Source organism: Bartonella vaga (assembly GCF_037070895.1).
GTDB lineage: Bacteria > Pseudomonadota > Alphaproteobacteria > Rhizobiales > Rhizobiaceae > Bartonella.
Genome location: NZ_JAYMZK010000003.1, coordinates 107,639 through 130,760 on the forward strand (window position 1 = coordinate 107,639; position 23,122 = coordinate 130,760).

Annotated in this window: 17 protein-coding genes, 1 tRNA gene and 1 other RNA gene; 13 read left to right on the plus strand and 6 right to left on the minus strand. The window is 36.1% G+C overall.

All coding sequences use genetic code 11. The features are described from left to right. The first annotated feature begins 105 nt into the window (after positions 1–105). The 3 genes from dnaG to WCP76_RS03265 all read left to right on the plus strand — a co-directional run bounded on the left by dnaG (position 106) and on the right by WCP76_RS03265 (position 5,241). The gene (dnaG, locus tag WCP76_RS03255; RefSeq protein WP_336294260.1) at positions 106–2,043 is read left to right on the plus strand and encodes a DNA primase; all 1,938 of its coding nucleotides are present in this window, start codon (positions 106–108) and stop codon (positions 2,041–2,043) included. 340 nt (positions 2,044–2,383) lie between these two features. Further along, positions 2,384–4,396 (plus strand): RNA polymerase sigma factor RpoD, encoded by a 2,013-nt coding sequence (gene rpoD / locus WCP76_RS03260; protein WP_336294261.1) that lies wholly within the window; start codon positions 2,384–2,386, stop codon positions 4,394–4,396. Between the two features lie 710 nt (positions 4,397–5,106). After that, a complete protein-coding gene (locus WCP76_RS03265; RefSeq protein ID WP_336294262.1) occupies positions 5,107–5,241 on the plus strand; it encodes a hypothetical protein in 135 nt (44 codons plus the stop codon). A 126-nt stretch (positions 5,242–5,367) separates the two neighbouring features. Here WCP76_RS03265 and WCP76_RS03270 read toward each other — a convergent pair whose 3' ends face one another. After that, complete coding sequence (locus tag WCP76_RS03270) at positions 5,368–6,108, minus strand: SIMPL domain-containing protein (RefSeq protein WP_336294263.1); 741 nt, start codon at positions 6,106–6,108, stop codon at positions 5,368–5,370. A 168-nt stretch (positions 6,109–6,276) separates the two neighbouring features. Between WCP76_RS03270 and WCP76_RS03275 the strand changes: the two genes are divergently transcribed. Continuing rightward, a tRNA-Ile gene (locus WCP76_RS03275) sits at positions 6,277–6,353 on the plus strand. 1,207 nt (positions 6,354–7,560) lie between these two features. After that, positions 7,561–7,743: a hypothetical protein gene (locus WCP76_RS03280; protein ID WP_336294264.1), complete on the plus strand. Its 183-nt coding sequence runs from the start codon at positions 7,561–7,563 to the stop codon at positions 7,741–7,743. Here WCP76_RS03280 and WCP76_RS03285 read toward each other — a convergent pair. The 3 genes from WCP76_RS03285 to WCP76_RS03295 all read right to left on the minus strand — a co-directional run bounded on the left by WCP76_RS03285 (position 7,667) and on the right by WCP76_RS03295 (position 10,553). Beyond that, positions 7,667–7,981, minus strand: coding sequence for a helix-turn-helix domain-containing protein (locus tag WCP76_RS03285; RefSeq protein ID WP_336294265.1), 315 nt, complete (start codon positions 7,979–7,981; stop codon positions 7,667–7,669). The two genes, WCP76_RS03280 and WCP76_RS03285, sit on opposite strands and share 77 nt — an antisense overlap. 1,432 nt (positions 7,982–9,413) lie before the next feature. After that, on the minus strand, positions 9,414–9,593 hold the full coding sequence (locus WCP76_RS03290) for a YegP family protein (protein WP_336294266.1): 180 nt from the start codon (positions 9,591–9,593) through the stop codon (positions 9,414–9,416). 420 nt (positions 9,594–10,013) lie between these two features. Continuing rightward, positions 10,014–10,553 carry a helix-turn-helix domain-containing protein gene (locus WCP76_RS03295; protein ID WP_336294267.1) on the minus strand — a complete coding sequence of 180 codons (540 nt, stop codon included), beginning with the start codon at positions 10,551–10,553 and terminating at the stop codon, positions 10,014–10,016. 291 nt (positions 10,554–10,844) lie between these two features. Between WCP76_RS03295 and WCP76_RS03300 the strand changes: the two genes are divergently transcribed. Then, positions 10,845–11,891, plus strand: a complete 1,047-nt coding sequence (locus tag WCP76_RS03300) for a DUF475 domain-containing protein (protein WP_336294268.1) — start codon at positions 10,845–10,847, stop codon at positions 11,889–11,891. 45 nt (positions 11,892–11,936) lie between these two features. On the opposite strand, the gene pncA is transcribed toward WCP76_RS03300, so the two are convergent. Next, positions 11,937–12,545 (minus strand): bifunctional nicotinamidase/pyrazinamidase, encoded by a 609-nt coding sequence (gene pncA / locus WCP76_RS03305; protein ID WP_336294269.1) that lies wholly within the window; start codon positions 12,543–12,545, stop codon positions 11,937–11,939. Continuing rightward, complete coding sequence (locus tag WCP76_RS03310; protein ID WP_336294270.1) at positions 12,527–13,057, minus strand: hypothetical protein; 531 nt, start codon at positions 13,055–13,057, stop codon at positions 12,527–12,529. The genes pncA and WCP76_RS03310 overlap by 19 nt, the downstream gene beginning before the upstream one ends. Positions 13,058–13,216: 159 nt before the next feature. Between WCP76_RS03310 and ettA the strand changes: the two genes are divergently transcribed. The 7 genes from ettA to WCP76_RS03345 all read left to right on the plus strand — a co-directional run bounded on the left by ettA (position 13,217) and on the right by WCP76_RS03345 (position 23,117). Continuing rightward, a complete protein-coding gene (ettA, locus tag WCP76_RS03315) occupies positions 13,217–14,866 on the plus strand; it encodes an energy-dependent translational throttle protein EttA (RefSeq protein WP_336294271.1) in 1,650 nt (549 codons plus the stop codon). Positions 14,867–15,307: 441 nt separating this feature from the next. Further along, positions 15,308–16,249, plus strand: a complete 942-nt coding sequence (locus tag WCP76_RS03320) for an ArsR/SmtB family transcription factor (protein WP_336294272.1) — start codon at positions 15,308–15,310, stop codon at positions 16,247–16,249. A 2,455-nt stretch (positions 16,250–18,704) separates the two neighbouring features. After that, positions 18,705–19,214, plus strand: coding sequence for a lytic transglycosylase domain-containing protein (locus tag WCP76_RS03325; protein ID WP_336294273.1), 510 nt, complete (start codon positions 18,705–18,707; stop codon positions 19,212–19,214). Between the two features lie 98 nt (positions 19,215–19,312). Next, positions 19,313–19,703, plus strand: an RNA gene (rnpB, locus tag WCP76_RS03330) — RNase P RNA component class A. Between the two features lie 224 nt (positions 19,704–19,927). After that, entirely contained in the window at positions 19,928–20,968 is a 1,041-nt protein-coding gene (gene rsmH, locus WCP76_RS03335) for a 16S rRNA (cytosine(1402)-N(4))-methyltransferase RsmH (protein WP_442894704.1), read from the plus strand. Beyond that, on the plus strand, positions 20,965–21,369 hold the full coding sequence (gene ftsL / locus WCP76_RS03340; RefSeq protein ID WP_336294275.1) for a cell division protein FtsL: 405 nt from the start codon (positions 20,965–20,967) through the stop codon (positions 21,367–21,369). Before rsmH ends, ftsL begins: the two co-directional genes overlap by 4 nt. Next, on the plus strand, positions 21,369–23,117 hold the full coding sequence (locus WCP76_RS03345) for a peptidoglycan D,D-transpeptidase FtsI family protein (protein ID WP_336294276.1): 1,749 nt from the start codon (positions 21,369–21,371) through the stop codon (positions 23,115–23,117). Before ftsL ends, WCP76_RS03345 begins: the two co-directional genes overlap by 1 nt. Positions 23,118–23,122 lie beyond the last annotated feature (5 nt).

The following is a 23,122-nucleotide window of genomic DNA, read 5'->3' on the forward strand; positions in this document are numbered from 1 at the left end:
CAGCTGAACCTTTAAAACTTTTCAACTAATTAAGAAAAGATATTGGAATTATGCTCTAAAGTCGTTAAATATGCAAAAGAGAATTTTAATACTCTGTGAGAGATAATGCGCTTTCCACCTGATTTCCTGGATGAACTTCGCACCAAATTACCAATTTCAACAGTTATTGGTCAAAGGGTGGTATTTGATCCTCGAAAAAGTAAGCCTTCGCGAGGGGATTTTTGGTGCTGTTGCCCATTTCATGGTGAAAAAACGCCAAGTTTTCATTGTGATGATCATAAAGGTCGCTATTATTGTTTTGGCTGTGGTGCGAGTGGTGATATTTTTACTTTTCTTTGTGAGCTTGATGGATTGCATTTTTCAGAAAGTGTAGAGCGTTTAGCTGATGTCGCAGGGATAAAATTACCTCTTTTTGATGCACAAAGTCATAAACGTCAGATAGAAAAGGTCGATCTTTATAATGTTATGAGAGTAGCCACAGATTTTTTTCAGCATAGCTTACACAGTAAAGAGGGTATGCAGGCGCGTCGTTATCTTGATGCGCGTGGTGTAACACCAAAGCTTGCAGAACGTTTGCGGATTGGTTTTGCTCCAGCTAGACGTACAGCTTTAAAAGAAGCTTTAAGTGCACGCGGTATTTCAATAAAACAAATGGAAGATTGTGGGCTTATAAAATCTGATGAAGATAATACTGTTTCCTATGATCGATTTAGAAATCGTATTATGTTTCCTATTGAAGATTTACGCGGACGCGTAGTGGCTTTTGGAGGGCGTGCATTAGAGAAAGATGCACCAGCAAAATATCTCAATAGTCCTGAAACAGTGCTGTTTCATAAAGGCGATATATTGTACAATGCAGCAGCAGCTCGCAGAAATAGCCGTTCTGCTATTGATGAAAAAGTTCGTTCTGTCCTTGTCGTTGAAGGCTATATGGATGTAATTGCGTTGATTAAAGTTGGTTTTGAGAGAGTGGTAGCACCTTTAGGGACAGCATTAACGGAGGCGCAAATTGGGCTTTTATGGCAGATAGATACTGATCCCATTTTATGTTTTGATGGAGATAACGCTGGTTTAAAAGCTGCTTTTCGTGTTGCTGATCGCGTGCTTCCTCTTTTAAAAGCAGGAGTTTCTGTGCGCTTTGTTTTGTTGCCAGAAAGTAAAGATCCAGATGAAATTATTTCAACCGGTGGCGCACAGCTTTTTGCTTCTTTTTTGCAAAAGGCGGTTCCACTGATTGAGCTTTTGTGGTGGCGTGCTACTTATGGGAAGAATTTTGAAACTCCAGAGGCACGAGCGGCACTAGAAAAACAACTAAAACAGCAAGTTTTTACGATTAAGGATGAAGATATACGTCGCTATTATTTGCAAGATATAAAGAAACGGCTCTTTGAATTTTTTCGCTCTTCTTTTTCAAAGAAAAAAGGAGCAAAACGATATGAGAAAAACTTACAAAATAGAGCATTTAAAGATCAATCTTTTTCTGTATTGGCAAATACAGATATAGTGCGCAATGCTACACGATCTATCCCTTTGCGTGAGGCAGTTATTTTATTGATTTTGGCGTATTATCCTGAGCTGTGGTATGAAAATTTTGAAGTCTTTTCTGAGTTGGAGTTGCAAAATGCTCAATTAGTGTGCTTTCATCAATCTATGTTAGAAATTCTTGGGAACGAGCAGCTACGTGATAAAGAGACAATGGTTTCTCTCTTAGAAAAAAAGGGGCAAAAAACTCTATTAGAGCATATGAAGTCTCTTGTGCAAAATGTTGGTATGCGTACAATTTTGATTGGAGCTCCTGTAGAAGATGCTCGTGCCATATTAAAACAGGCCATCTACTTGCATCTTCAAGAACACCACCTACATAAGAGATTACAAGATATCAAAGAGCAACTTTTAGAAAATCCTGATAGTCAGATTTTTAATCTGCTTCGTGAGATAAAAAATGAGCTGAAACAAACGCAGGCAACAGAAGCATTAATTGAAGGATTTGGAAGTTGGTTGGATGGAAAAATAGATGAGAATAAGCAAGATACAATAAAATGATTCGCTTTTTTGATGCGAATCAGTCACCTAAGGCTTAAGATGAGGAAGTTTATGTGAACGGCATTTTTATGAAAGATGGCGGCTGAATTTTGGGAAAAGCGGGAAATTGGTTCTTACTATATGGTGCAGAGATTATCTCAGAAAAGCTGAGAGGTGTCGGGGAAACTTCTGGAGTTTTCCCGCGTTTTTGTGTGAATAAAGGACGTATACAAATGTATTCTTTTCCGTACTAATTTCTTCTAAGAAGAAATATATATAAGAAACTGTTGATACGTTAAGTGAGAATGCAAAAAGTTGGTCACGTGGAAGCTGCTATGTAGTGATCAAGTGGAGTTACGGTATGGCAACAAAGGTTAAACAGAAAGATAATGTGGAAGTAGTAAACCAAGCAAGTTTGGATAGTCATCTTCTTGATTTTTCTGATGATGCCATCAAGAAAATGGTTAAACTCGCAAAAAGAAATGGGTATGTGACGATGGATGAACTGAATGAAGTTCTTCCTTCTGACGAGGTGACCTCTGAACAAATTGAAGATATCTTGGCCATGCTCTCTGAGATGGGTATTAATGTTGTAGACAATGAAGATGACGTCGAGTCTGAACATTATGAGGAAGAGGTTACGGTAGAGAGTGGCGATTTGGTAGCGGTTTCTAGCCACGCGATTGCAACGACAACTAATAAACGTGAGGTAGCAGATCGTACTGATGATCCGGTACGTCTGTATTTGCGTGAAATGGGAGCTGTTGAGCTGCTTTCGCGAGAAGGTGAAATTGCTATTGCCAAGCGTATTGAAGCAGGGCGTGAAACAATGATTGCAGGGCTTTGTGAGAGTCCTTTGACTTTTCAGGCCCTCATTATTTGGCGTGAAGAACTGAAAGAACAACGTATTCTACTGCGTGAGATTATTGATCTTGAAATGACTTATGCTGGTCCAGAGGCTAAACAGGCTCCTGTTGTTGAACGAAGTGAAGTTGATAAAATAAAAGAGGAAAAAATATCTTCTGGTACACGTAATATGGTGGGTATTACGGGAGATAGAGTTCTTGAGGATGATGAAGAAGACGATGACGAAGTTAATTTGTCACTTGCTGCAATGGAAAGTGAGCTTTGTCCTCAAGTTATGGAAACATTGGATTTTATTGCTCAGACCTATGTAAAATTACGCAAATTACAAGATCAGCATGTTGAGAGTACTTTGGTCGAGAATAAAGAGGGCGCTCTTTCGCCTTCTCAGAAGAAAAAATATACTCAATTAAAAAGCGAGTTGATTCAAGCAGTAAAGTCGCTCTCTCTGAATCAAAATCGTATTGAGGCTTTGGTTGAGCAGCTTTATGATATCAATAAAAGATTGATCCATAATGAGGGTAAACTGAAGCGGATTGCCAATAGTTATGGTATCGGGCATGAGGATTTTCTAAAAGAATATCAAGGCCGCGAATTGGATACAGATTGGTTGAATTATGTTGCGACTTTGCCAGGGCCTGGTTGGCAAGAATTTTCGATGAATGAAGGGAAAGAAATTCAAAGTTTGCGTAGCGAAATCCAAAATCTTGCGCAGGAGACAGGTATCTCAATTGGTGAGTTTCGTCGAATTGTTATGCAGGTGCAAAAAGGTGAACGTGAATCAACAATTGCTAAAAAAGAAATGGTGGAAGCTAACTTGCGTCTCGTGATTTCAATTGCAAAAAAATACACTAATCGTGGTTTGCAGTTTCTCGATCTTATTCAAGAAGGCAATATAGGTTTGATGAAAGCTGTAGATAAGTTCGAGTATCGGCGTGGGTACAAATTTTCAACTTATGCAACATGGTGGATTCGTCAGGCGATTACACGCTCAATTGCTGATCAGGCACGTACTATTCGTATTCCTGTTCATATGATTGAAACAATTAACAAAATTGTTCGTACATCACGCCAAATTTTACATGAAATTGGACGTGAACCAACACCAGAAGAATTGTCGAGCAAACTTTCGATGCCGTTAGAGAAAGTGCGGAAAGTACTTAAAATTGCAAAAGAACCTATTTCACTTGAAACTCCAGTTGGTGATGAAGATGATTCTCATTTGGGTGATTTTATCGAGGATAGGAATGCCTTGTTGCCAATTGATGCCGCTATTCAGGCTAATCTTCGTGATACAACGACTCGCGTTCTTGCTTCATTAACGCCACGTGAAGAACGTGTTTTGCGGATGCGTTTTGGTATAGGGATGAATACTGATCACACGTTGGAAGAAGTTGGTCAACAGTTTTCAGTTACGCGAGAACGTATTCGTCAAATTGAAGCAAAGGCACTTCGTAAATTGAAGCACCCTAGTCGTTCACGCAAATTACGTAGTTTTCTTGATTCTTAATAAAAGGCTTATGCATATTCAAATATACATTCCTTTTTAAATAAGTGTGAACAAAAGGTAATGTGCTATAGTTTTTGAGATGCTTTTTGGGAAAGGATATACCGTAAGTGTTGAAAATCTATGCACAATTTAAGATGTTTAACGTATCTCAAATATTATTCTGCGTATAGTGATCTGCTTATTGAAGGGCTTAATATTTTAAGACTGACCTATATTGGAACGTATCAATTATTTGATGTCCAGGGTGTGTTTTCTTTTGTATTCCAAAGGAATTTACACAAGCGATTTATGTAACTATATAGAAATTTAAAGTTTCTATTTTAGTTATATTGTTAATTTAGAATATAAAATATTCAAAAAGCGCACTTTTTTGTTTGTTTGAAAAAGATTTTCCTGAGGCAATGCAGTGGATTTAATGTTTTTTGAGAAATATAAAGCTATGAAATTTTAAGGATTGAATTTTATTTGTTTTCCTTGTGATAATTTTTCTTATTTTAAAAAATGTGATTGATTTTATGAATAAAGGAATTCCTTTTTAGAAGGTGCAAAGCTAGAAGAAATTTCAATTTTAAAGCGAGAAAAGTTTCGCTTTGCTTGCGGGTGTTGTTGTCTACAAGAAGTAGAAGATAATAAATATTGATGATATTTGTACAACCAGCGTTTCTTGTTGTCTTTTAGATAGGAAACATTGCATATTGAGGAATGTTTCAATGATTAAAACGGTTTATGGACTTCCAGAAAGTTGTATCTATTGCTTTATTGAGGAAGGAAAAAACTTTACGATGATGACATCTGCTCGTGTCGAGAAATTGGTGGGCTATACATCAAAAAATTTTTGTGCGTAGATTAGATAGGAATCCGGGAAAATAAGTTATTGTTTCAAGAAACTTAACCTCACCATATCACCGGTCTTTTCTCTGAAGGCCAGTAATATGATTGTTTTATGCAATAATTAATAGCACTATATAGATTTAGTCTATAGCAAATACCATAGTAACATTAACATTATAACTCAACGTGCCTCCTGAAAAATTTGTATTTTCGGAGTAGTGTGTCTGTGCTGCACTCCTTGTAAGGCGTGGCGTTGGATAATGATTATCACGATGTTCATTGATTTCAATAATTTTTCCCAATTTGACGTTTGCTGCTTGTGCTATAGTTTTTGCTTTTTCTAAGGCTTCAGCAATGGCTTTTTTCCGTGCTTCTTGATAAAATGGCTTCGTATTAGCATTGCTGAAGTCAATACCGTGGACTACTGTAACACCAGACTTTATTGCTTGATCAAATATTTTACCAGCCTTGGGAAGGTCGCGAACAAGAATCCTTAAGACATTGAAAACCTGATATTCTTCTGCACTCTTCTTTGTTTCGTTATGCTTATCGGAATCGTTTTGATAAATAGAAAAGCCTGATGTTTGCAAATCATTTTCTTGGATTCCGTTCTTCTTAAGAGCAGTTACAATGCCATTTATAGATTTATTATTCGCTTCTAATGCTTCTTGGGCAGTTTTTCTATTTGTAATAACTGCTAAATCGATAGTTGCCATATCGGGTGCTGCGTGGCTTTCTCCAGTTGCAGTAACTTTAATTGTTGAGTTTTTTATTGTGCTTTCTGTAGCTTGTATAGCAACTGAACTGGCTAATAGTGTGAGTACTGCCATGACTATTTGAGTTCTGTAATGACTGAACGGTTGGAAAATTGTTTTTATCATATCCATTCCTTTATATTTATCGGTTTATTATTTTCTCATTTTAGGAGACTCTTGTAAAGAAATTAGGGCACAGAAAAAAAACCAAAGAAAAGAGAAAAAGATAAATTATAATACAGATAGGCTCTTGTATCGTAGGTTTTTTTAGTTTAGAGAGAAACAACCTATGTGGGGCCTGTAGCTCAATTGGTTAGAGCCAGCGGCTCATAACCGCTTGGTTGGGGGTTCGAGTCCCTCCGGGCCCACCAATTTATAAAATAAATAGGTTAATAGAAGTTCTGGGATTCTGTACCCTGTGTTTATTTTTTCTTTTCTTATATGAGTGTTTTATTTTGATAAGGCTGGTTTTAATTTTTTTCTAGTGCAGTTAAAGCCGGAGTGAAAGTATTTTATTTTAAATTGGCTTTTTTATTTTTTAATGAATGCCATTATATATCATGCTTTTTCAACCGATCGGAACTAGAGTAGCAGGATGTCAATTTATATACGAAAGATTCAAGTTCGTGGATGTTTGTGTATATTTTGTTATCGAATGGTAGCATTTATTTATGTCTTCTTTTTTCAATTTTTGAGAGGCGTTTTTTTATAACTGAGGTCGGGTTATTTTTTTAACACCTTAAATGAATTGTTTTTTTTGAGTCTATTGTGTTGACGTTTTAAGCTTGTGTTGTGCAATATTCATTAAAATATGCATTTTTTTCTAGACTATACTCATTGATTCTATTCCATCTGTGGTTTGAATTGTCATTGAAGAGCAATTTACCAAGAACTTTTTTGATTTTATCCAGATGAGCCATTAGGTGTATTTTCAGAGACTCAACTTCTTTTTCTGTGTTGCTTCTGGGGTGGTTTTTATCTTTGTCATTAAATTCCTTTCTTATTTTTTGTAAGTTCTTATGCAATTGATATGCGCTATTATTGGAACTTGTTTAAATATTTTTTTCTTTTAGGATAGGTCTCTACGTCAGTTTTAGTGGCGGAGAAGGTTTTTTAAAAAGCATCTCATAGGCAGCTGCTGTTCACAAGAACTGTTTATATTGCATCATTATGTTCTTTCTTTATGGTATATCAAAACATAGGCTGCGCTGTGTAAAATAAAATTGTGATATATTTTTTTCAAGACAGTTGTTTTCATGTTCTTTTACGCAGAGTTGGGCAGAGTTTTCAGAGATATCTTCATTGTGATTAGCTATTGATTCGAATCGCGAGATCTGAGTAGCGTTATTAGCGTCGTTGGTAAAAGTAATATGTCAACTTTTTTGTAAAAAGGTTTGAACTGTGTGATGCTTTTTGTTCCACCATGGTACACAACCAACGAAATTTCGCCTGATTTCATAAAAGCAGTTTGTACACTACAACTACTTCCATGCGATCTATTGCAAATATTTTTTTCTAAGGTATGGGATATATATAAACGCTTTAGCGTTATATAGTTTGACTACATGGAGTGTAACTATGAATAATGACGAAAAACTTGAGGCAGCTTTATCTGACATAATCGTAAAATGGGAGGCTTTGTCTACGGTTCAAAAGCAGGAGATATTGAAAATCGTAGAAAATGCTACAACTTCTTCTCGTTCAACAGAACGTTCAAAGCCTCAATCTTCTTTTTATCTCCAGACGAAACCAAAGATATAAGTTTTAAGTCTTCATCGGAGATACTAAAGCCCGTTATTACATAGATAGCGCTAGTCTTTCCGAGTGTGTTAAGAATGGCCATCAGTTTATCGACAGAGGGTCTTTTTCCTCCATTTATCATTTGTTGTACGTAGTTTTGTCCACAGCCTGCTGCTTTACTTATTTCAATCATCGTACGTCCATCACTTTTTATCAGTTCAATTAAGCGCTGGAACCAATCTTTTTCAGTCTTTGTCATTTTTAGACCTTTACACATTTACGCTATAGCGTTAAAATTGCGCTGCGAATCCAGAATATATAATATAAGGAGCGTGAAAATATCCATGCGTAGTTTTTCGCTTATGAAGGATACAGAGTTGTTTTTAACCAATAACAAAATATCCACATGCACTTTCAGATTCAAATTAACAAAAAACGGTTGCTTAATTCCACGGATATAACAGGGTGGATGCGTATACTCCAGAGAAGGGAGTATCTTTAGCGTGTTCATGAGATATTACTGATAGTATACGCAGCGTTCCCATAAATCAAGATATACCCCAACATTGGCATTTGTAAGAAATTTTTGCATTAATGTCGGCGCACGGATATAGTGAATTTTCGGTTTTAAAGAAAAAAACATGGCTTTAAAAAAGCGCAGATCATAGATTTAAAACGCTTTGTTTTTTTGTTTTAATAAATAGGGTTATTGTTAGATAGTGTATCGCATATGTGTGTTAAAAAGTTTTAAAAATATCAGGAAAAAATGGTTTTTGTGTTTCGATAGAGTACGAAGGCTCTTTACTATCTTGCAGATGATTGTTTGGTGGAATGCATACAAATGCTAGATGCTTAATTGAAGACGAATATGCTTTTTCTAATGTTGTGATCTACAAAGATGCCTGTGTTTGCGATGATATCTGTATTCGTGATAAGGCACAGACACATTATGTGTTGCTTATTTCCAGTATTCTACGTATTTATGGTATTATACAAATTTATAATTATGCAAAGATTTTTGAAAGTTCTAATATTTATGTCAAGCTGTTAGTTTGCAGTTATACAGTAACTTTTAGGAAGGCGTCTGTTAAATTTGTTGTGTCGTTAGCATTAGTTTGCAATCATTTGTGCTCGTGCATTTTGTGTAAATAAATACGGTGCAAACAATTTTTTTGATAGTATAGATTTTGGCGACTTTCATGGAATTTTTTCACATCATTTTTAGTGAGTTTTGTTAGATAAAATTAAAGGGTACCGAGCGTGATTTTTTGCACTTAATACATGCTGTTTTTGTTGTCAGTGGAATAATATTTCAGTTTGCTTTTTATTATCGCGATCCGGTTAAAGCTCTTCAAAAAGAAGAAGAGAAAAACGAACCAGGAAGATACTAGATACCTGATAGGATGATCGTACATCGGACACATAATTTGTGTTGTATATTCTGCTATTTTTACGAAAAAATACAAAATTTGAAAAAGCGGCAGGTTGGCATGTTCAACAGAAATTTAACTGTCAGCTTCGGGATAGAAACATAACTTGCGAAAAGCTCCATTAACAGCTTTTTGTGTATATTATAATCCTATAAAAACGTAATATTAGAGGGAAGAACAAACACTTCTCGTTTATCACGTAAGTGTGATACGAGGACTCAATATGTCTAAGGTAAGATTTTTACGTAATGGTAAAGAACACTAGGACTGCAGCTCTCTAATAAGGGCTTTATGTGTAGTCTCTTTTATCTGCTCAATACTTATCAAGATATCTTGTTTAGTTGAATAACCCTTGCTAGAAAAAGCGACTTTTTGTTCGTCTCCGGAGATTAGCCGCCAGTACCATTGATTGTGAACTCCTTGAAACACCTCAAAATACATGCTTCCTACCTCATAAAATAGCCGATAATGTGCATGATAGACATTCACCAATTTGACTGTGAACACTAAGGTATGTCTTCATGGTGAGTAGTCAATATATTCTCCTTAAATTTTTTATCTTAGAGCAATAGTTTCTATGATAATTATATTTTGTAACAAGAAAATATTTATTGTCAATAAGGCATAAACAGGTATTTTATAATATAAAAATGATTTTTTTAATTTATTTATATTACATTCCTACTTAAATAAGAAAAAAATTTCTTTTATTGCTTTCAGGAATGATACATTAAATTACTTTGTTATATAGACAAAATTATTATGGTATACGAAAGTTTACCAGCATGGAAAAGGTGAGAGCGCTTCTTTCCTTGCTGGCATAATTTAAATCTGTTTCGTTGTTCTTTGTGATAAGAATGTTTATTGATTAGCTATAATCTCTTTTTGAGATACGCTTCGAATAAGTAAATCAATGAATATGCTAAGGGTATAAGAATTAGCCATTTTTGCCTTCATATCGATCAGAGATATTGCGGCTTTTGGGTTAAGGCTATTAGATAAACCTTGTTTTGATAAATATTGTTGCAATTTTTCATAAGATTTGTCGATCTTTTCTTGACTTAGTGTTTCGCTGTGATCACTTTTGGCAAGAATTTTTTCCAATACCTCAATTTTTTTTATAAAATAGTTCCAGTCAAAGTCACCTTTAGTGTATTCGGTATCAAACATTTTTCCCTGCCCAGTTAAAAGCCAGTTAATATTGACACCGTACAACGTGTGATATGTTTTTAAGACACTAAGGTTGGGTTCTCTTTCCCCCCGCTCATAAAAAGCGATGGAATTTTTTGTCATGCTAAAACTTTTAGCAAGTGTTTCGCGTGATGGATCCCCTAATGCGAGGCGTACATAACGTAAACGTTTTCCAAATATAGTTTTTGATTCAGTTTCAGGACGTGCCACGAATTATCTCCCTCATTAATTCACATGGTATAGGCTTTGACCAATAAAGGCACACTATGTATTAATACCTCATGATGCAATGTCAATATTTATAGCTTTATTTCTCTTTATTTTTTTTAATTTTAGTGGATAGAAAGCAACTCTTGCCTTTTTTTCTGGAAGTTTCATATAATTTTGCCAGAAGTTTTATAAAAATCCGCTGTGTAGATTCTATCTATTTTTGTATTTATTGATGGAGTCTTTCAATTTGCGCCACAGATAAATTAAGAAAATAAATTTTAAGGAGTGCTCATGAGCCTGTTAGGCTATTTTAGATGGACCTTTTTTTTCACAATTGTTGGCGTTTTTATAGGAGGAGTTATTGGTTGGTTTGAAACTGGCAGTGTTGCTGGTTTTCTTCAATATTTTTTTATCTGTTGTATTTTAGGGATTTTAGAAATTTCTTTATCTTTTGATAATTCTATTATCAATGCGCGTATTCTTGGAACAATGGATCTGTTATGGCGCCGTCGTTTTTTGGTATGGGGTATTTTGGTGGCAGTATTTGGGATGCGGATTGTTTTCCCGTTATTAGTGGTTGCTGTTGCTGTTGGGATTAATCCAATTGCGGCAGTAAAATTAGCAATATTGGAGCCACAGAAATATGCTGCAATCTTAGAAAATGCTTATGTGGGAATTGCTGCATTTGGAGGAACTTTCCTCATGATGGTTGCTTTGAAATATTTTTTTGATCCTGAAAAAGAGGTGCATTGGCTCAGTTGTATAGAGAAGCCAGCCCAGAAGTTTGGGTCGCTTATTGGAATTGATATTGCAATTGTTTTGGTTTTTATATTATTTTTTTCTGGGCAGATCGTAGAAGAAGATAAAATGACTTTTTTGCTTTCTGCTCTCTATGGGCTTTTGACATTTATAGGTGTCGAAGCCATTGGTTCGCTTTTGGATGCTCCAAAAACGACTTTAATGACAGTTGCCAAAGGGGGAGCAGGTGCATTTCTTTATTTAGAAATTTTAGATGCTAGTTTTTCTTTCGATGGCGTTATTGGCGCTTTTGCCTTTTCACATAATCTTTTTATTATCGCAATTGGCCTTGGTATAGGTGCATTTTATGTTCGCTCGATGACGATTATGTTTGTCGAGTCAGGAGTATTGTTGCATTATCGTTATTTAGAGCATGGCGCTTTTTATGCGATTTTGGTACTTGCAGTGATTATGTATTTGCAAACCGTTATATTTATTCCTGAAGTATTAACAGGACTTGTTGGAGGCTGTATTATTGGAATAGCATTTTATTCTTCTGTTCGTTTTAACAATTTGAATAGACATGTTGTGTCTAAATAAGTTAAAAAATTTTTATGCATCACAACAGTAGTGTAAAAAGATATCTTAGGAGGCCATTAAGAGCTCTATATCGGCTTCGTTCATAGTTTTTAGCATAGTATTAAGAGATCCGTTTAGATCAATGCCCGCACAAGCGTTTAGTGAAACGCTGACTTTAAAGCCGCATTTTATAGCGTAAAGTGCAGAAAAACCAACACAAAAATCAGTTGCCAATCCACACATAACTAGCTTTGTGAAACCACGTTCTTTGAGATAAAGCTGTAAGCCTGTTGGTGTTTTATGGTCATTTTCAAAAAAAGCTGAATAGCTATCAATATTTTGATTATAGCCTTTTCTAAGGATAAGTTGCGCCTTCTCAGTTTTAAGAGATTTATGAAATTCTGCTCCTTGTGTTCCTTGTATACAATGATCAGGCCAAAGTATTTGAGAACCGTAGTTAAGGTCAACTGTATCATAGGGTACTTTATTAGGATAGGAAGAGGCAAAACTGCAATGGTTTTTTGGATGCCATTCTTGTGTAAAAATGACATGATCAAAATGGTCTATTAGATTATTTACAGTCGGTAAAATGATATCACTTTGTGGTATTGCAAGTGTTCCACCTGGTAAAAAGTCATTTTGGACATCAATAACGATTAAGACTTCCTTTTCCATGAAACCCCTCCTGTGGAAAATTTATTTTTATATTTATCAAGCCAAAAAATGGGGATGGATAAGTTTCTATAATTTTTTTTATAGTTTTTTACGAACTGTAACCATGTCCCAATAGGGAGAGCACTGTATTCACTCCTTTCTACATGTTGGTATAAAGTCTTCATGATTATGGAGCTTGGGACGTCAGATCCCATAAGGTAGCGCTCATTTTGTAAACGTAATTTGAGCCACATTAAAGCGAAAGGAGTAAACCATTGTTTTCCGTAGCATAAAAGTGATGAAAAAAGGGATGGGTTTTTTACAGCGTAATGTAAAGCCCAAAAAGCAAAAAAAGAAGGAGCATAGAGAATTGGTTTTTGGGGTAGTGCTATATTACATTGATAGGTTGGTTTGATGCGATAAAAACACATTGTTGTATCTGGTACAGAAAAGTAAGGCGGAATTTGATAGCACGTTTCAGGTATAGCTAAAAAGAGTTGTGTTTTTGTCTTCAAAGGAATGTTTTTTTGCATTTAGAACCTTTGTTGGGCTTGTGGGATTAGAAAAAATGTATCAATATACAGCAATAAGTTTTTGATATAATGCAAGTGCTCTTTAACTGAAGTTTAAGAAAGTGAAAGCACTTTTTCGAAGTCTCAACCTTTAATACCGCACGATATAAAGAGAAATTCATGGCACGTCAATTTATCTATCACATGGCTGGGCTTAACAAGGCTTACGGCAACAAAAAAATTTTAGAAAATATTCATTTATCTTTTTATCCAGATGCGAAGATCGGTATTTTAGGGCAGAATGGTGCAGGTAAATCGACAATTTTACGTATTATGGCTGGGTTGGATAAGGATTATACAGGAGAGGCATGGCTTTCTGAAGGGGCACGTTGTGGCTATCTGCCGCAAGAACCTATCCTTGATACAAGCAAAGATGTGCGTGGCAATGTAATGGAAGGTGTTGCTGAAAAACAGGCAATTATTGAACGTTATAATGAGTTAATGATGAATTATAGCGAGGAAACTGCTGATGAAAGTGCACAGCTTCAGGATATTATAGACAGTCAGAACCTTTGGGATTTAGAAAGTCAAGTGGAAATGGCTATGGCCGCTCTTGGTTGTCCATCAGCCAATGAAAGTGTGATAAAACTTTCAGGGGGTGAGAAACGGCGTGTTGCGCTTTGTAAATTACTTTTATCAAAACCTGACTTATTACTTTTGGATGAACCGACGAATCATTTGGATGCCGAAACTACAGCTTGGCTTGAAAAGCATTTGCGTGAATATCATGGTGCGGTGCTTTTGGTTACGCATGACCGTTATTTTCTCGATAATGTAACAGGTTGGATTTTAGAATTAGACCGTGGTAAAGGTATTCCTTATGAGGGGAATTATTCTGCTTATTTGGAGGCAAAAGCTAAACGTTTTGCTCAGGAAGGTCGTGAAGAGGCTGCTCGTCAGCGTGCATTATTACGTGAGCAAGAGTGGATAGCTTCTAGTCCAAAAGGGCGACAAGCAAAGTCAAAGGCTCGAATTAAGGCCTATGATGAGTTAGTTCAGGCTGCACGTGAGCGTCGTCCTGGAGAGGCACAAATTACTATTCCTATTGGAGAAAGATTGGGGCAGGTTGTTATCGAAGTTGATAATCTTTCTAAAGCATATGGTGAGCGTGTGTTAATTGATGGACTCTCTTTCAAGCTTCCTGCTGGTGGCATTGTTGGAGTTATTGGTGCCAATGGTATGGGGAAATCTACCTTATTTAAAATGTTAACAGGACAGGAACCGTCAGATTCAGGTCAAATACGCATCGGTGAAACAGTTCACATGAGTTATGTTGATCAAAGTCGCGATTCGTTAGCGGGTGATAAAACCGTTTGGGAGGAAATTTCTGGCGGAAATGACATTATTAAGTTAGGTAAATATGAAATGAACAGTCGCGCTTATTGTGGTGCGTTTAATTTTAAGGGGGCAGATCAACAGCAAAAGGTTGCAAATTTATCAGGAGGGCAGCGCAATCGCGTACATTTAGCTAAAATTTTAAAAGAAGGAGGCAATGTTCTTCTCCTTGATGAACCGACAAATGATCTTGATACTGAAACATTAGGTGCATTGGAGGATGCATTGGAAAATTTTGCTGGTTGTGCAGTTATCATATCACATGATCGTATGTTTCTTGATCGATTAGCAACTCATATTTTGGCCTTTGAAGGTGATGGCCATGTGGAATGGTTTGAAGGTAATTTTGCTGAATATGAGGCTGATAAGATCCGCCGTCTTGGTGCAGAATCTCTCAATCCTAAGCATGTAAATTATAAGCCGCTTACACGCTAGAATTTCTTATCCTGTTTCAACCTGATTGAGAAAATAGTGATGGTGTTTTGTATCTTCTTTATTTTTTAAAAGAGGATGCTGATGCTGTATTGCGAGGTTTTTATTTATCGCATTAAATTAGACATAGATGCAGAATCCTGTTCTATTCTTCTGTGGAATTCCTTATCATGCTTTATATGCCAATGATGTAAATTAGAAGCTATTGCTTATCAGAGTATAATGGAAAACGTAAATTTTCTTACGCTATTCGGCAATTGCAATACAAATCTTCTTGTTATCATCATGGAGTAATAGTGAGAGCAGATATTTTAGTTTTTTAGCAATTTTTCATTTTTGACATTATGGAAAAAGAATAAAAACAGAATAGATGCAACTATGTGCCTTCTGCTTAATTTCCTATTTAATAGGAATAAATGCTTATCTGAGCAGTAAGGAATATTGATGAAAAAAATAGCAAGTTTGGATGTAGTGATTACACTTCTAAAAGCAGTGGCAGAAGTGAGCCGTTTGCGTATTCTTGCGCTTTTGTATCATGAAGATTTAACGATCTCTGATTTTACTTTTATCCTTTCTCAGTCGCAATCACGTGTATCAAGACATTTACGTTTATTATATGAGGCACGGTTGATTGAATGTTATCAGAAGGGGGGATGGATCTATTTTAAGTTGTGTCATAGCTGTTTAGGTAAAGACATTATGATGGCTGCTATTTCAGCATTGCCAAAACATGATATGATATTAGCATACGATTGTGCACGTTTGTTAGCTGTTAAAAAAAAGCGTCGAAAAATGAGGCAAGAGTATTTTTTACGAACTGTAACGCAATGGAATACATTGCGGTCATCATATGTTGCGGATCATGTCGTAGAAAGTGCCTTACTTGAAGTTATTGGCGATAAACTATTTGAGACAATGCTGGATATTGGTATAGGTACAGGCTCTTTCTTAAAATTGTTTTCAGGCCTTTATACGTCTGCAGTGAAAGTTGCACTTGATAGTGATGTTTTTTTACAACTATCTTTTGGAGATAAAACTTTTGATTTGGTAATTTTTCATTGGGCTTTGCTCTTTCTTGAGAATCCTGAGACAGCGTTTAACGAATTGGCACGTGTGTTGCGTCCTAATGGGTGTTTGCTGGTTTTGGATTTTGTGCACTATGAAGTTGGATCTTCGCATTTTTATGATGCTGATATGCATATTGGGTTTTCAGATTCACAAATAGAACAATGGCTTGAAAATACGGGGCTTATTCTAGAAAAAAAAGTTTTTCTTTCTCCTATGAAAACTGAAAATAACGAAAGGCTAATGGCTATACTTTGGCTTGCACGTGATCCGTGTTTACTGATAGATGATCTCAAAGATAAAAAAGTGGATTTTGCATAGTTGTGTTTGTTAACGTATTTTATTCTTTGATTTTTTTAATTAAAAGCACCAATGTGGAGCTTTTGTAACTATTTGAATATTTATCGCTTTTTATGCTATAGTATTGGTGTTTGGAGATATGGGCGTGCAAGCTGTATAACCAAACATGTCCTTCAAAAATAAGGCGATTAAGGTAGTTATTTATATCTGTTAATGCAGTGTTATTCAATTGTCCGGCATGTCATTCTATCACGCTAATTAATCATTTCCAACTTGAAACAGAGTTCAAGATATAGAAATACTTTCTCGTATTAAATTTTAATGCACAATAAAAACAACTGTTTGCGTATCATAAGAGGGATTAATGCGTAAATAAACCGTTTGAGTAAGAAAAAATATGGCTTTTATGAATTATTCAATAAAGAACAGCTAGCAACATTGATGCAGGTAAATAAATCATGGTTCTGCTTTCTACCTTTATACATATCAAGGGCGGTGGCGCTTAATAGGTCTTGTGTTATATCTTTCTGGAATGGTGTTTGAAGATGGATTGGAAGCAAGCTGAGATGTCTTTTAAAAGAAAGTGTTTGAATAATATTAGTTGCCTACAGTTTTTCGTGAAGGGTGTAAGCCTGTTAAAGAGAATAGAATATAGAAATTTCTATATTTTATAATTTTTCGGAAAAGCTCAGCTGGTAGATATAGGGAGAAAATATTTCCACTAGTCGTTTTCTATTATGATAATATACTGTTTTTTCTGATTGTAGAATCATTTGTAGTCACTTTAGATCTGTATAGTACATGATTCAGAACAAATTACGTTCAAGTATTTATTTTTTGTATAATCTTAAAGTACTAAATGGTTTATTTTTTTATGATTTCGGTGGGAACTGTTAGAGAAGGAATTATTGCTTTTATATGCTGTTTTATAGGGGCAAAAGAAATCGCTTATGTTTTTAAGCCTTTACAGTTATTGGAGTTTCTAGAAAAATATTATAAAAAACGTGATAATTATAGATTCTTAGATTCTTATCAAAATTAAATTGCTTCAAATTGGATCACTTCATATATTTTTTGCCTAAAATTTTTCACTTTTAGACTATTTGTAATTTTTTTATGTTTTTTTGCGGGGAATATGTAAGAACTTCTTGTTGTTTAAAGTATTTTATTCCATAGCAGGATATTACATCGGCTTTAATGGTTGGTGTGAGAGGACGATCTGGGAACCTCCTCCCCCCCCCCCCGCGTGGATCCCGTAGATTGTCTGGCCTGGCTGAGGGTCTCCTCAGTCAGGATTTTGGGAATTGGTTGTTAAGGTTTTGTGCGGTATTAGAAGAGAGCGAGCGCGCTGAGTAGTTCGACTTGTAGTTTATCGGGGAGAGCGTTAAGGGTTGGGGGATAGTCTTTGCTGTTGCGGTGTTTTAACAATTCGCCAGAGTGTTTCTTCGATATAAATTATAATAAACTTCTTTAATATGATCCCTCAACGATGAAGCAATTAATTCAGGAACTGTTTTGTTGAATGATTACTACCATTTTCTTACTGGTAGGTAGGGCGGCGGGCAACTCTAGGCGTTAGCTGACGCTGTTTTTGTGCTTTTTTAAAAACGATTTTTAAAATTTTTCCATTAGGTATCTTTAATTTTTAGTCATTTCTTTAAAGAAGTGTGTGTTTTCAGTGTATCTTACGAGCGTTATTATAGTTTATCGTGGAATTTTAAAAAGCCTTCAAGAAGGTTATACTGCCTATTTTATATTTAAGGGATAGAAAATGGGCGATTACTTGAAGTTTTTTTCAGGTTTTATGATGTTTATTTGTTGTACGCTTTCTGAAAATCAGGATAGTGCGTGCAACAATAAATGGATTATATTTTGTTGGCACAATATTTGAATGGGGATGGGTAAGATGGATTTTTATCCAGATGCTATTGAGCTGTGTTGTGTGACAAGGGTTGATAGATTTGTGAACTTCATGCGCAATGGTTAGTTTTTGTAGATGATTTGTTTGCCTATAAAGTGTTTTGCAGCGTGTGTTTATCAGCTAGTGCGAAGAGTTTATAACGGTTTCTATCATTATTACGACCTTTGTGGGATTGATAGCACTTGGTGAATATGCTCCATTTTTTGTGATTATGGAATTGACTTCAATAAATATTTTAATAATCGTATGTAAAAAATGGTAGCAGAATTTTAAATTGTCACTTTTTTTTAAAAAAAAGTTTTTAGTGCTCTAACTATATTCGAGTTAATTAAAGTATATCATGTTTTTATAATGTTTAGAATTTTGTTATAATTTAAGAGATATATCAATATATAATTATTAATATGAGTAATTTTCTTCTGTCGCGAAAATTTATCTTAAAATTGTCCCAATATTTTCATTTTCAAGCCGCTCTTTAGCTTTCTTTTTATTTAAAATGCATTCGCAAAGCCGTTTTGGCTACTCTTTGAGAATGTTTTAATGAAGAGAAGGAAAATGCAATTTTTAAAAATTCTTTTAAGTACAGTATTTGCTGTATTTTTTGTATTTGATATCAGTGGAGCTCGTACTATCTTAAATGTTGCAAGTTTAAATGAAAGCCCGGTAGCTGTTGCTTTTAAGATTTCTGTTCGTCCTTACGAGTCTCTTATTCAGAAACTTGCAAATAAGTATAATGTTCCTGTTAATTTAGCACATGCTGTTGTGAGAGTTGAAAGTAATTATAGGGCTCGTATAAAAGGGGCTGCTGGTGAAATAGGTTTGATGCAAATTAAGTTGTCTACTGCGCGAACATTGGGATTCAATGGTTCTTTACAAGAGCTTTACGATCCCGCGACTAATCTTGAATACGGTATGCGTTATTTAGCGCGAGCATATAAATTAAGTGGTGGAAATACATGTGGCACAATCCTTAAATATAATGCAGGTCATGCTGCAAAAAAAATGAATTCTACTTCGGCAAAATATTGCTCAAAAGTAAAAACTTATTTAGCTTCATTAAAATGAAAATGTATCTTAAAGGTGATGCATTTTTTTAATCAGTTTTATGAAATATCTTAAAGGAGCTATTTTCACTTAAGAAAAAATGTTTTATAAGTGCTCTGTCAGTCGGCTGGGCAGCCGCGCTTGTCCAATGCCTAAAGGCGGCAAGTGAGGAAAGTCCGGGCTCCATGGAGAAACGGTGCCGGGTAACGCCCGGCGGGGGCGACCCTAGGGAAAGTGCCACAGAAAGTAAACCGCCTATTTTTGTAGGTAAGGGTGAAAGGGTGGGGTAAGAGCCCACCGCGCATTCAGTAATGAGTGTGGCAAGGTAAACCCCACCGGGAGCAAGACCGAATAGAAATGACGCGCAAGGTTTAGCTTGCAGCCGCTTTCCGGGTGAGTCATTTGGGTAGGTTGCACGAGGCGGGTGGTAACATCCGTCCCAGATGAATGGTTGCCATGTAGAGTATAAGCTTTACCATACAGAACCCGGCTTACAGGCCGACTGATCTTTCGTGATTAAGCTCTATTTTATACAATTGATATTGTACATGTTTTTTGTGGAGTGTGTATTTTTATAAAATATGCACTTAGACTAAAGATTATTTGTAAAAGGATAACATTTTTTTAAATATAATATGCTAGGATATGTATTAGGTTCACTTCAGCTTTATTTTCTTTCATTTTGATAGAGATGAGAGTTGAAGTTTTGGTTATTTTGACATCAGTTGCCAGTGATGGCTGTTGGTTTTAAGAAGCGTAAATCTAGATGGAATATTGTGACAGAACAAGGTCATAAAGCTGAACGCCATATCCCAGTGTTGTTACAACCGGTTTTAGCTGGGCTTATGCCATTGGGTGGGGCAAGAGTGATTGATGGCACCTTTGGTGCTGGTGGTTATACGCGTGCTTTGTTAAATGCAGGTGCTGAGGTTATTGCTCTTGATCGTGATCCTCATGCTATTGGCGCTGGACAATCGCTTGTTGATGAATTTTTTCCACGACTCCGTTTGGTACAAATGGAGTTTTCACAATTGGATTGCGTCATTGAAGAGAAAGTGGATGCCGTTATTTTGGATATTGGTGTTTCTTCTATGCAGCTTGATGAAGCTGAAAGAGGATTTTCTTTTCAAAAAGATGGTCCATTAGATATGCGTATGGCTCAGACTGGTTTTACCGCAAGCGATGTTGTGAATCGTTTAAAAGTAGATGAGTTAATTAGGATTTTTAAAATATTAGGAGAAGAGCGCTATGCGGTTCGAATTGCACGGATGATTGAAAAACGCCGCTGTATTCAGCCTTTTTTGCGTACAGGTGACCTTGCTCATGCCATTGAGACATTGGTAGGGCGTAAAGCAGGAGATCGGATTCATCCGGCGACGCGTGTATTTCAGGCTCTTCGCATTTATGTTAATGATGAAGTTGGTGAACTTGCGCGTGGCTTATTTGCTGCTGAACGCGCTTTAAAAGCAGGAGGCCGTTTGGGTGTCGTGAGTTTCCATTCTCTTGAAGATCGTATGGTCAAAAGATTTTTCTCTGCTCGTTCAGGAAAGTGTATGAGATCGCGTTATCTTCCTGAAATAGAGACGGCTCCAGCAACATTTTTTCCTTTGTTTAAAGGCGGAGTAACTGCAAGTAAAGAGGAGTTGCAACAAAACCCTCGTTCGCGTTCTGCGAGGTTGCGCATTGGTGTGCGTACGGAAGTGGATAGTCTGGACGCAGATATGAAGTTATTCAGTTTAGCAGAGATTCCTCGTTTTGAAGGCGCCAAAAAATGACAGTTTTTCGTACATTTGATATGATTTTGGTGATGATTATGATTTGTATTGCAGGTTTTACTTATAAGGTAAAATATGATGTCCAAAAACGTATGAGTGAAATTCGCCGTCTTGAACATGAAATTTTTGCAGAAAAGAATACAGTGAATTTGCTTTATGCTGAGTGGGCTGTGATGATAGAGCCTTCACGCATGCAGAAACTTGCGAAGCTTTATCAAAAAGAGCTTGGTTTAGAGACCATACATCCTCGCCAAATCGTAGAGCTTAAAGATATTCCAAAACGCGTTCATGTTCAAATTGAAGAAGTGATTAAACAAAATATCTTGGATGCAGGCCAGGATATTTTGGTGAATAGTCGTACTTCTCAGGTAAATGACGTTGTTCGAAAAGGCGTGCGGTGATGAAATCGTTATTTTTATTTTCACAGAAGAAAAAGCACTTAAATAGCCAGTCGAATATTCATAACTTTTCTGTTCGTCGCCCGTATTCTAGTCGTCTACGCTTAATTTTTTCTTTATTCTGTTTCCTTATTTTATATGGTATCATGGGAACTTGTCTTATTTTTTATGGGCTTGAAAGTGGGCAGATTGAAGAAGCAAAAGGGCCAAGAGTTCTTCGATTGACTGCGCGTCCTGATATTATTGATCGTAATGGTCATTTATTAGCAACAGATATTAAAACTTATTCGCTTTTTGCTGAACCTCGACGCATTATTGATGTAGATGAAACTATTGAATTACTTTCAACAGTTTTGCCCGATCTCAATTGGCAGGAAACTTATAAACGTTTAAAAAAAAAGTCTAGCTTTTCTTGGATTCAGCGTGGATTAACACCGGGGCAAAAGGCAAAAATTATGGCTCTTGGTATTCCGGGGGTTGGTTTTCGTACTGAAATCCGTCGTTTTTACCCAAGTGGATCAGTGGGTTCGCATATTCTCGGTATGGTGAATGTTGATAATCAAGGCATAGCGGGTATGGAAAAATATATTGATGATGCCGGATTAAGTACTCTACGTGCTGCTGGTGTTGCAACTGAAGGATCATTAAAGCCAGTTCAGCTTTCGATTGATGTCCGTGTTCAGACAATTGTTCATAATGAACTTATTGAGGGCATGAAGCGTTATAAGGCACTTGCTGCAGGAGCGGTTATTTTAAATATACATACTGGTGAAGTTCTCGCCATGGTATCTATACCGGATTTTGACCCCGGAAATCCTATTGAAGCTCTGCAAAGTGATCGTTTAAATCGGATGACGGCTGGAACTTTTGAAATGGGATCTATCATTAAAAGTTTTACGACCGCAATGGCACTTGATTCAAATATGTTTCATTTAAACAGTGTCATTGATGCTTCACAACCAATGCATGCAGGAAGAGGATATACTATTCGTGATTTTCATGGAAAAAACCGTCCTTTAACTTTATGGGAGGTTTTTATTTACTCTTCTAATATTGGTTCTGCTAAGGAGGCATTGGCAATAGGGGTTGACGAACATCGTAATTTTTTAAAACGACTTGGTTTGCTTGATCGATTAACAACTGAATTACCTGAAGTTGCCCATCCTATTGTGCCGTATCACTGGAAGGATATCCATTCTATGACAATTTCTTTTGGTCATGGTATGGCAACAACGCCACTGCAAACAGCGGTGGGTGCCGCTGCTTTAATGAATAACGGTTGGTTGATCCAACCTACATTTTTAAAGCGGACAAAAGAACAAGCTTTGCAACATGCAAAAAAGGTTTTACAGGCAAAAACAAGTCAAAGTATGCGTTATCTTTATAAATTAAATAGCGATATTGGTTCTGGACGTAATGCAAGAGTAGAAGGTTATCGCGTTGGTGGTAAGACAGGAACGGCCGAAAAAGTTGAAAATGGAAAATATTCTAAAACAAAAAACTTTAATAGTTTTCTCGCTGCTTTTCCCATTGAGAATCCTTCTTATGTTATTTTAACAATTATCGATGAGCCTAAGCCTGAAGAGGGAAAAAAGTCAGCAACAGCAGCAATGAATGCAGGGCCAATGCTTGCAAATATTATTTATCGTTCAGCTAGTTTTTTGGGAATAAAGCCAGATTTTGAAAAAGAATATGAGCCTATTTTAAGCACAAAGAAGAGCTCAAGATTAGTTAGACAATCACAAAATTAATATCA

Bases quoted from the DNA above. Each gene is read 5' to 3' on its own strand.
- dnaG (WP_336294260.1), top strand. From the start codon at position 106: ATGCGCTTTCCACCTGATTTCCTGGATGAACTTCGCACCAAATTACCA.
- rpoD (WP_336294261.1), top strand. From the start codon at position 2,384: ATGGCAACAAAGGTTAAACAGAAAGATAATGTGGAAGTAGTAAACCAA.
- WCP76_RS03265 (WP_336294262.1), top strand. From the start codon at position 5,107: ATGATTAAAACGGTTTATGGACTTCCAGAAAGTTGTATCTATTGCTTT.
- WCP76_RS03270 (WP_336294263.1), bottom strand. From the start codon at position 6,108: ATGATAAAAACAATTTTCCAACCGTTCAGTCATTACAGAACTCAAATA.
- WCP76_RS03280 (WP_336294264.1), top strand. From the start codon at position 7,561: ATGAATAATGACGAAAAACTTGAGGCAGCTTTATCTGACATAATCGTA.
- WCP76_RS03285 (WP_336294265.1), bottom strand. From the start codon at position 7,981: ATGACAAAGACTGAAAAAGATTGGTTCCAGCGCTTAATTGAACTGATA.
- WCP76_RS03290 (WP_336294266.1), bottom strand. From the start codon at position 9,593: ATGTATTTTGAGGTGTTTCAAGGAGTTCACAATCAATGGTACTGGCGG.
- WCP76_RS03300 (WP_336294268.1), top strand. From the start codon at position 10,845: ATGAGCCTGTTAGGCTATTTTAGATGGACCTTTTTTTTCACAATTGTT.
- pncA (WP_336294269.1), bottom strand. From the start codon at position 12,545: ATGGAAAAGGAAGTCTTAATCGTTATTGATGTCCAAAATGACTTTTTA.
- WCP76_RS03310 (WP_336294270.1), bottom strand. From the start codon at position 13,057: ATGCAAAAAAACATTCCTTTGAAGACAAAAACACAACTCTTTTTAGCT.
- ettA (WP_336294271.1), top strand. From the start codon at position 13,217: ATGGCACGTCAATTTATCTATCACATGGCTGGGCTTAACAAGGCTTAC.
- WCP76_RS03320 (WP_336294272.1), top strand. From the start codon at position 15,308: ATGAAAAAAATAGCAAGTTTGGATGTAGTGATTACACTTCTAAAAGCA.
- WCP76_RS03325 (WP_336294273.1), top strand. From the start codon at position 18,705: ATGCAATTTTTAAAAATTCTTTTAAGTACAGTATTTGCTGTATTTTTT.
- rsmH (WP_442894704.1), top strand. From the start codon at position 19,928: ATGGCTGTTGGTTTTAAGAAGCGTAAATCTAGATGGAATATTGTGACA.
- ftsL (WP_336294275.1), top strand. From the start codon at position 20,965: ATGACAGTTTTTCGTACATTTGATATGATTTTGGTGATGATTATGATT.
- WCP76_RS03345 (WP_336294276.1), top strand. From the start codon at position 21,369: ATGAAATCGTTATTTTTATTTTCACAGAAGAAAAAGCACTTAAATAGC.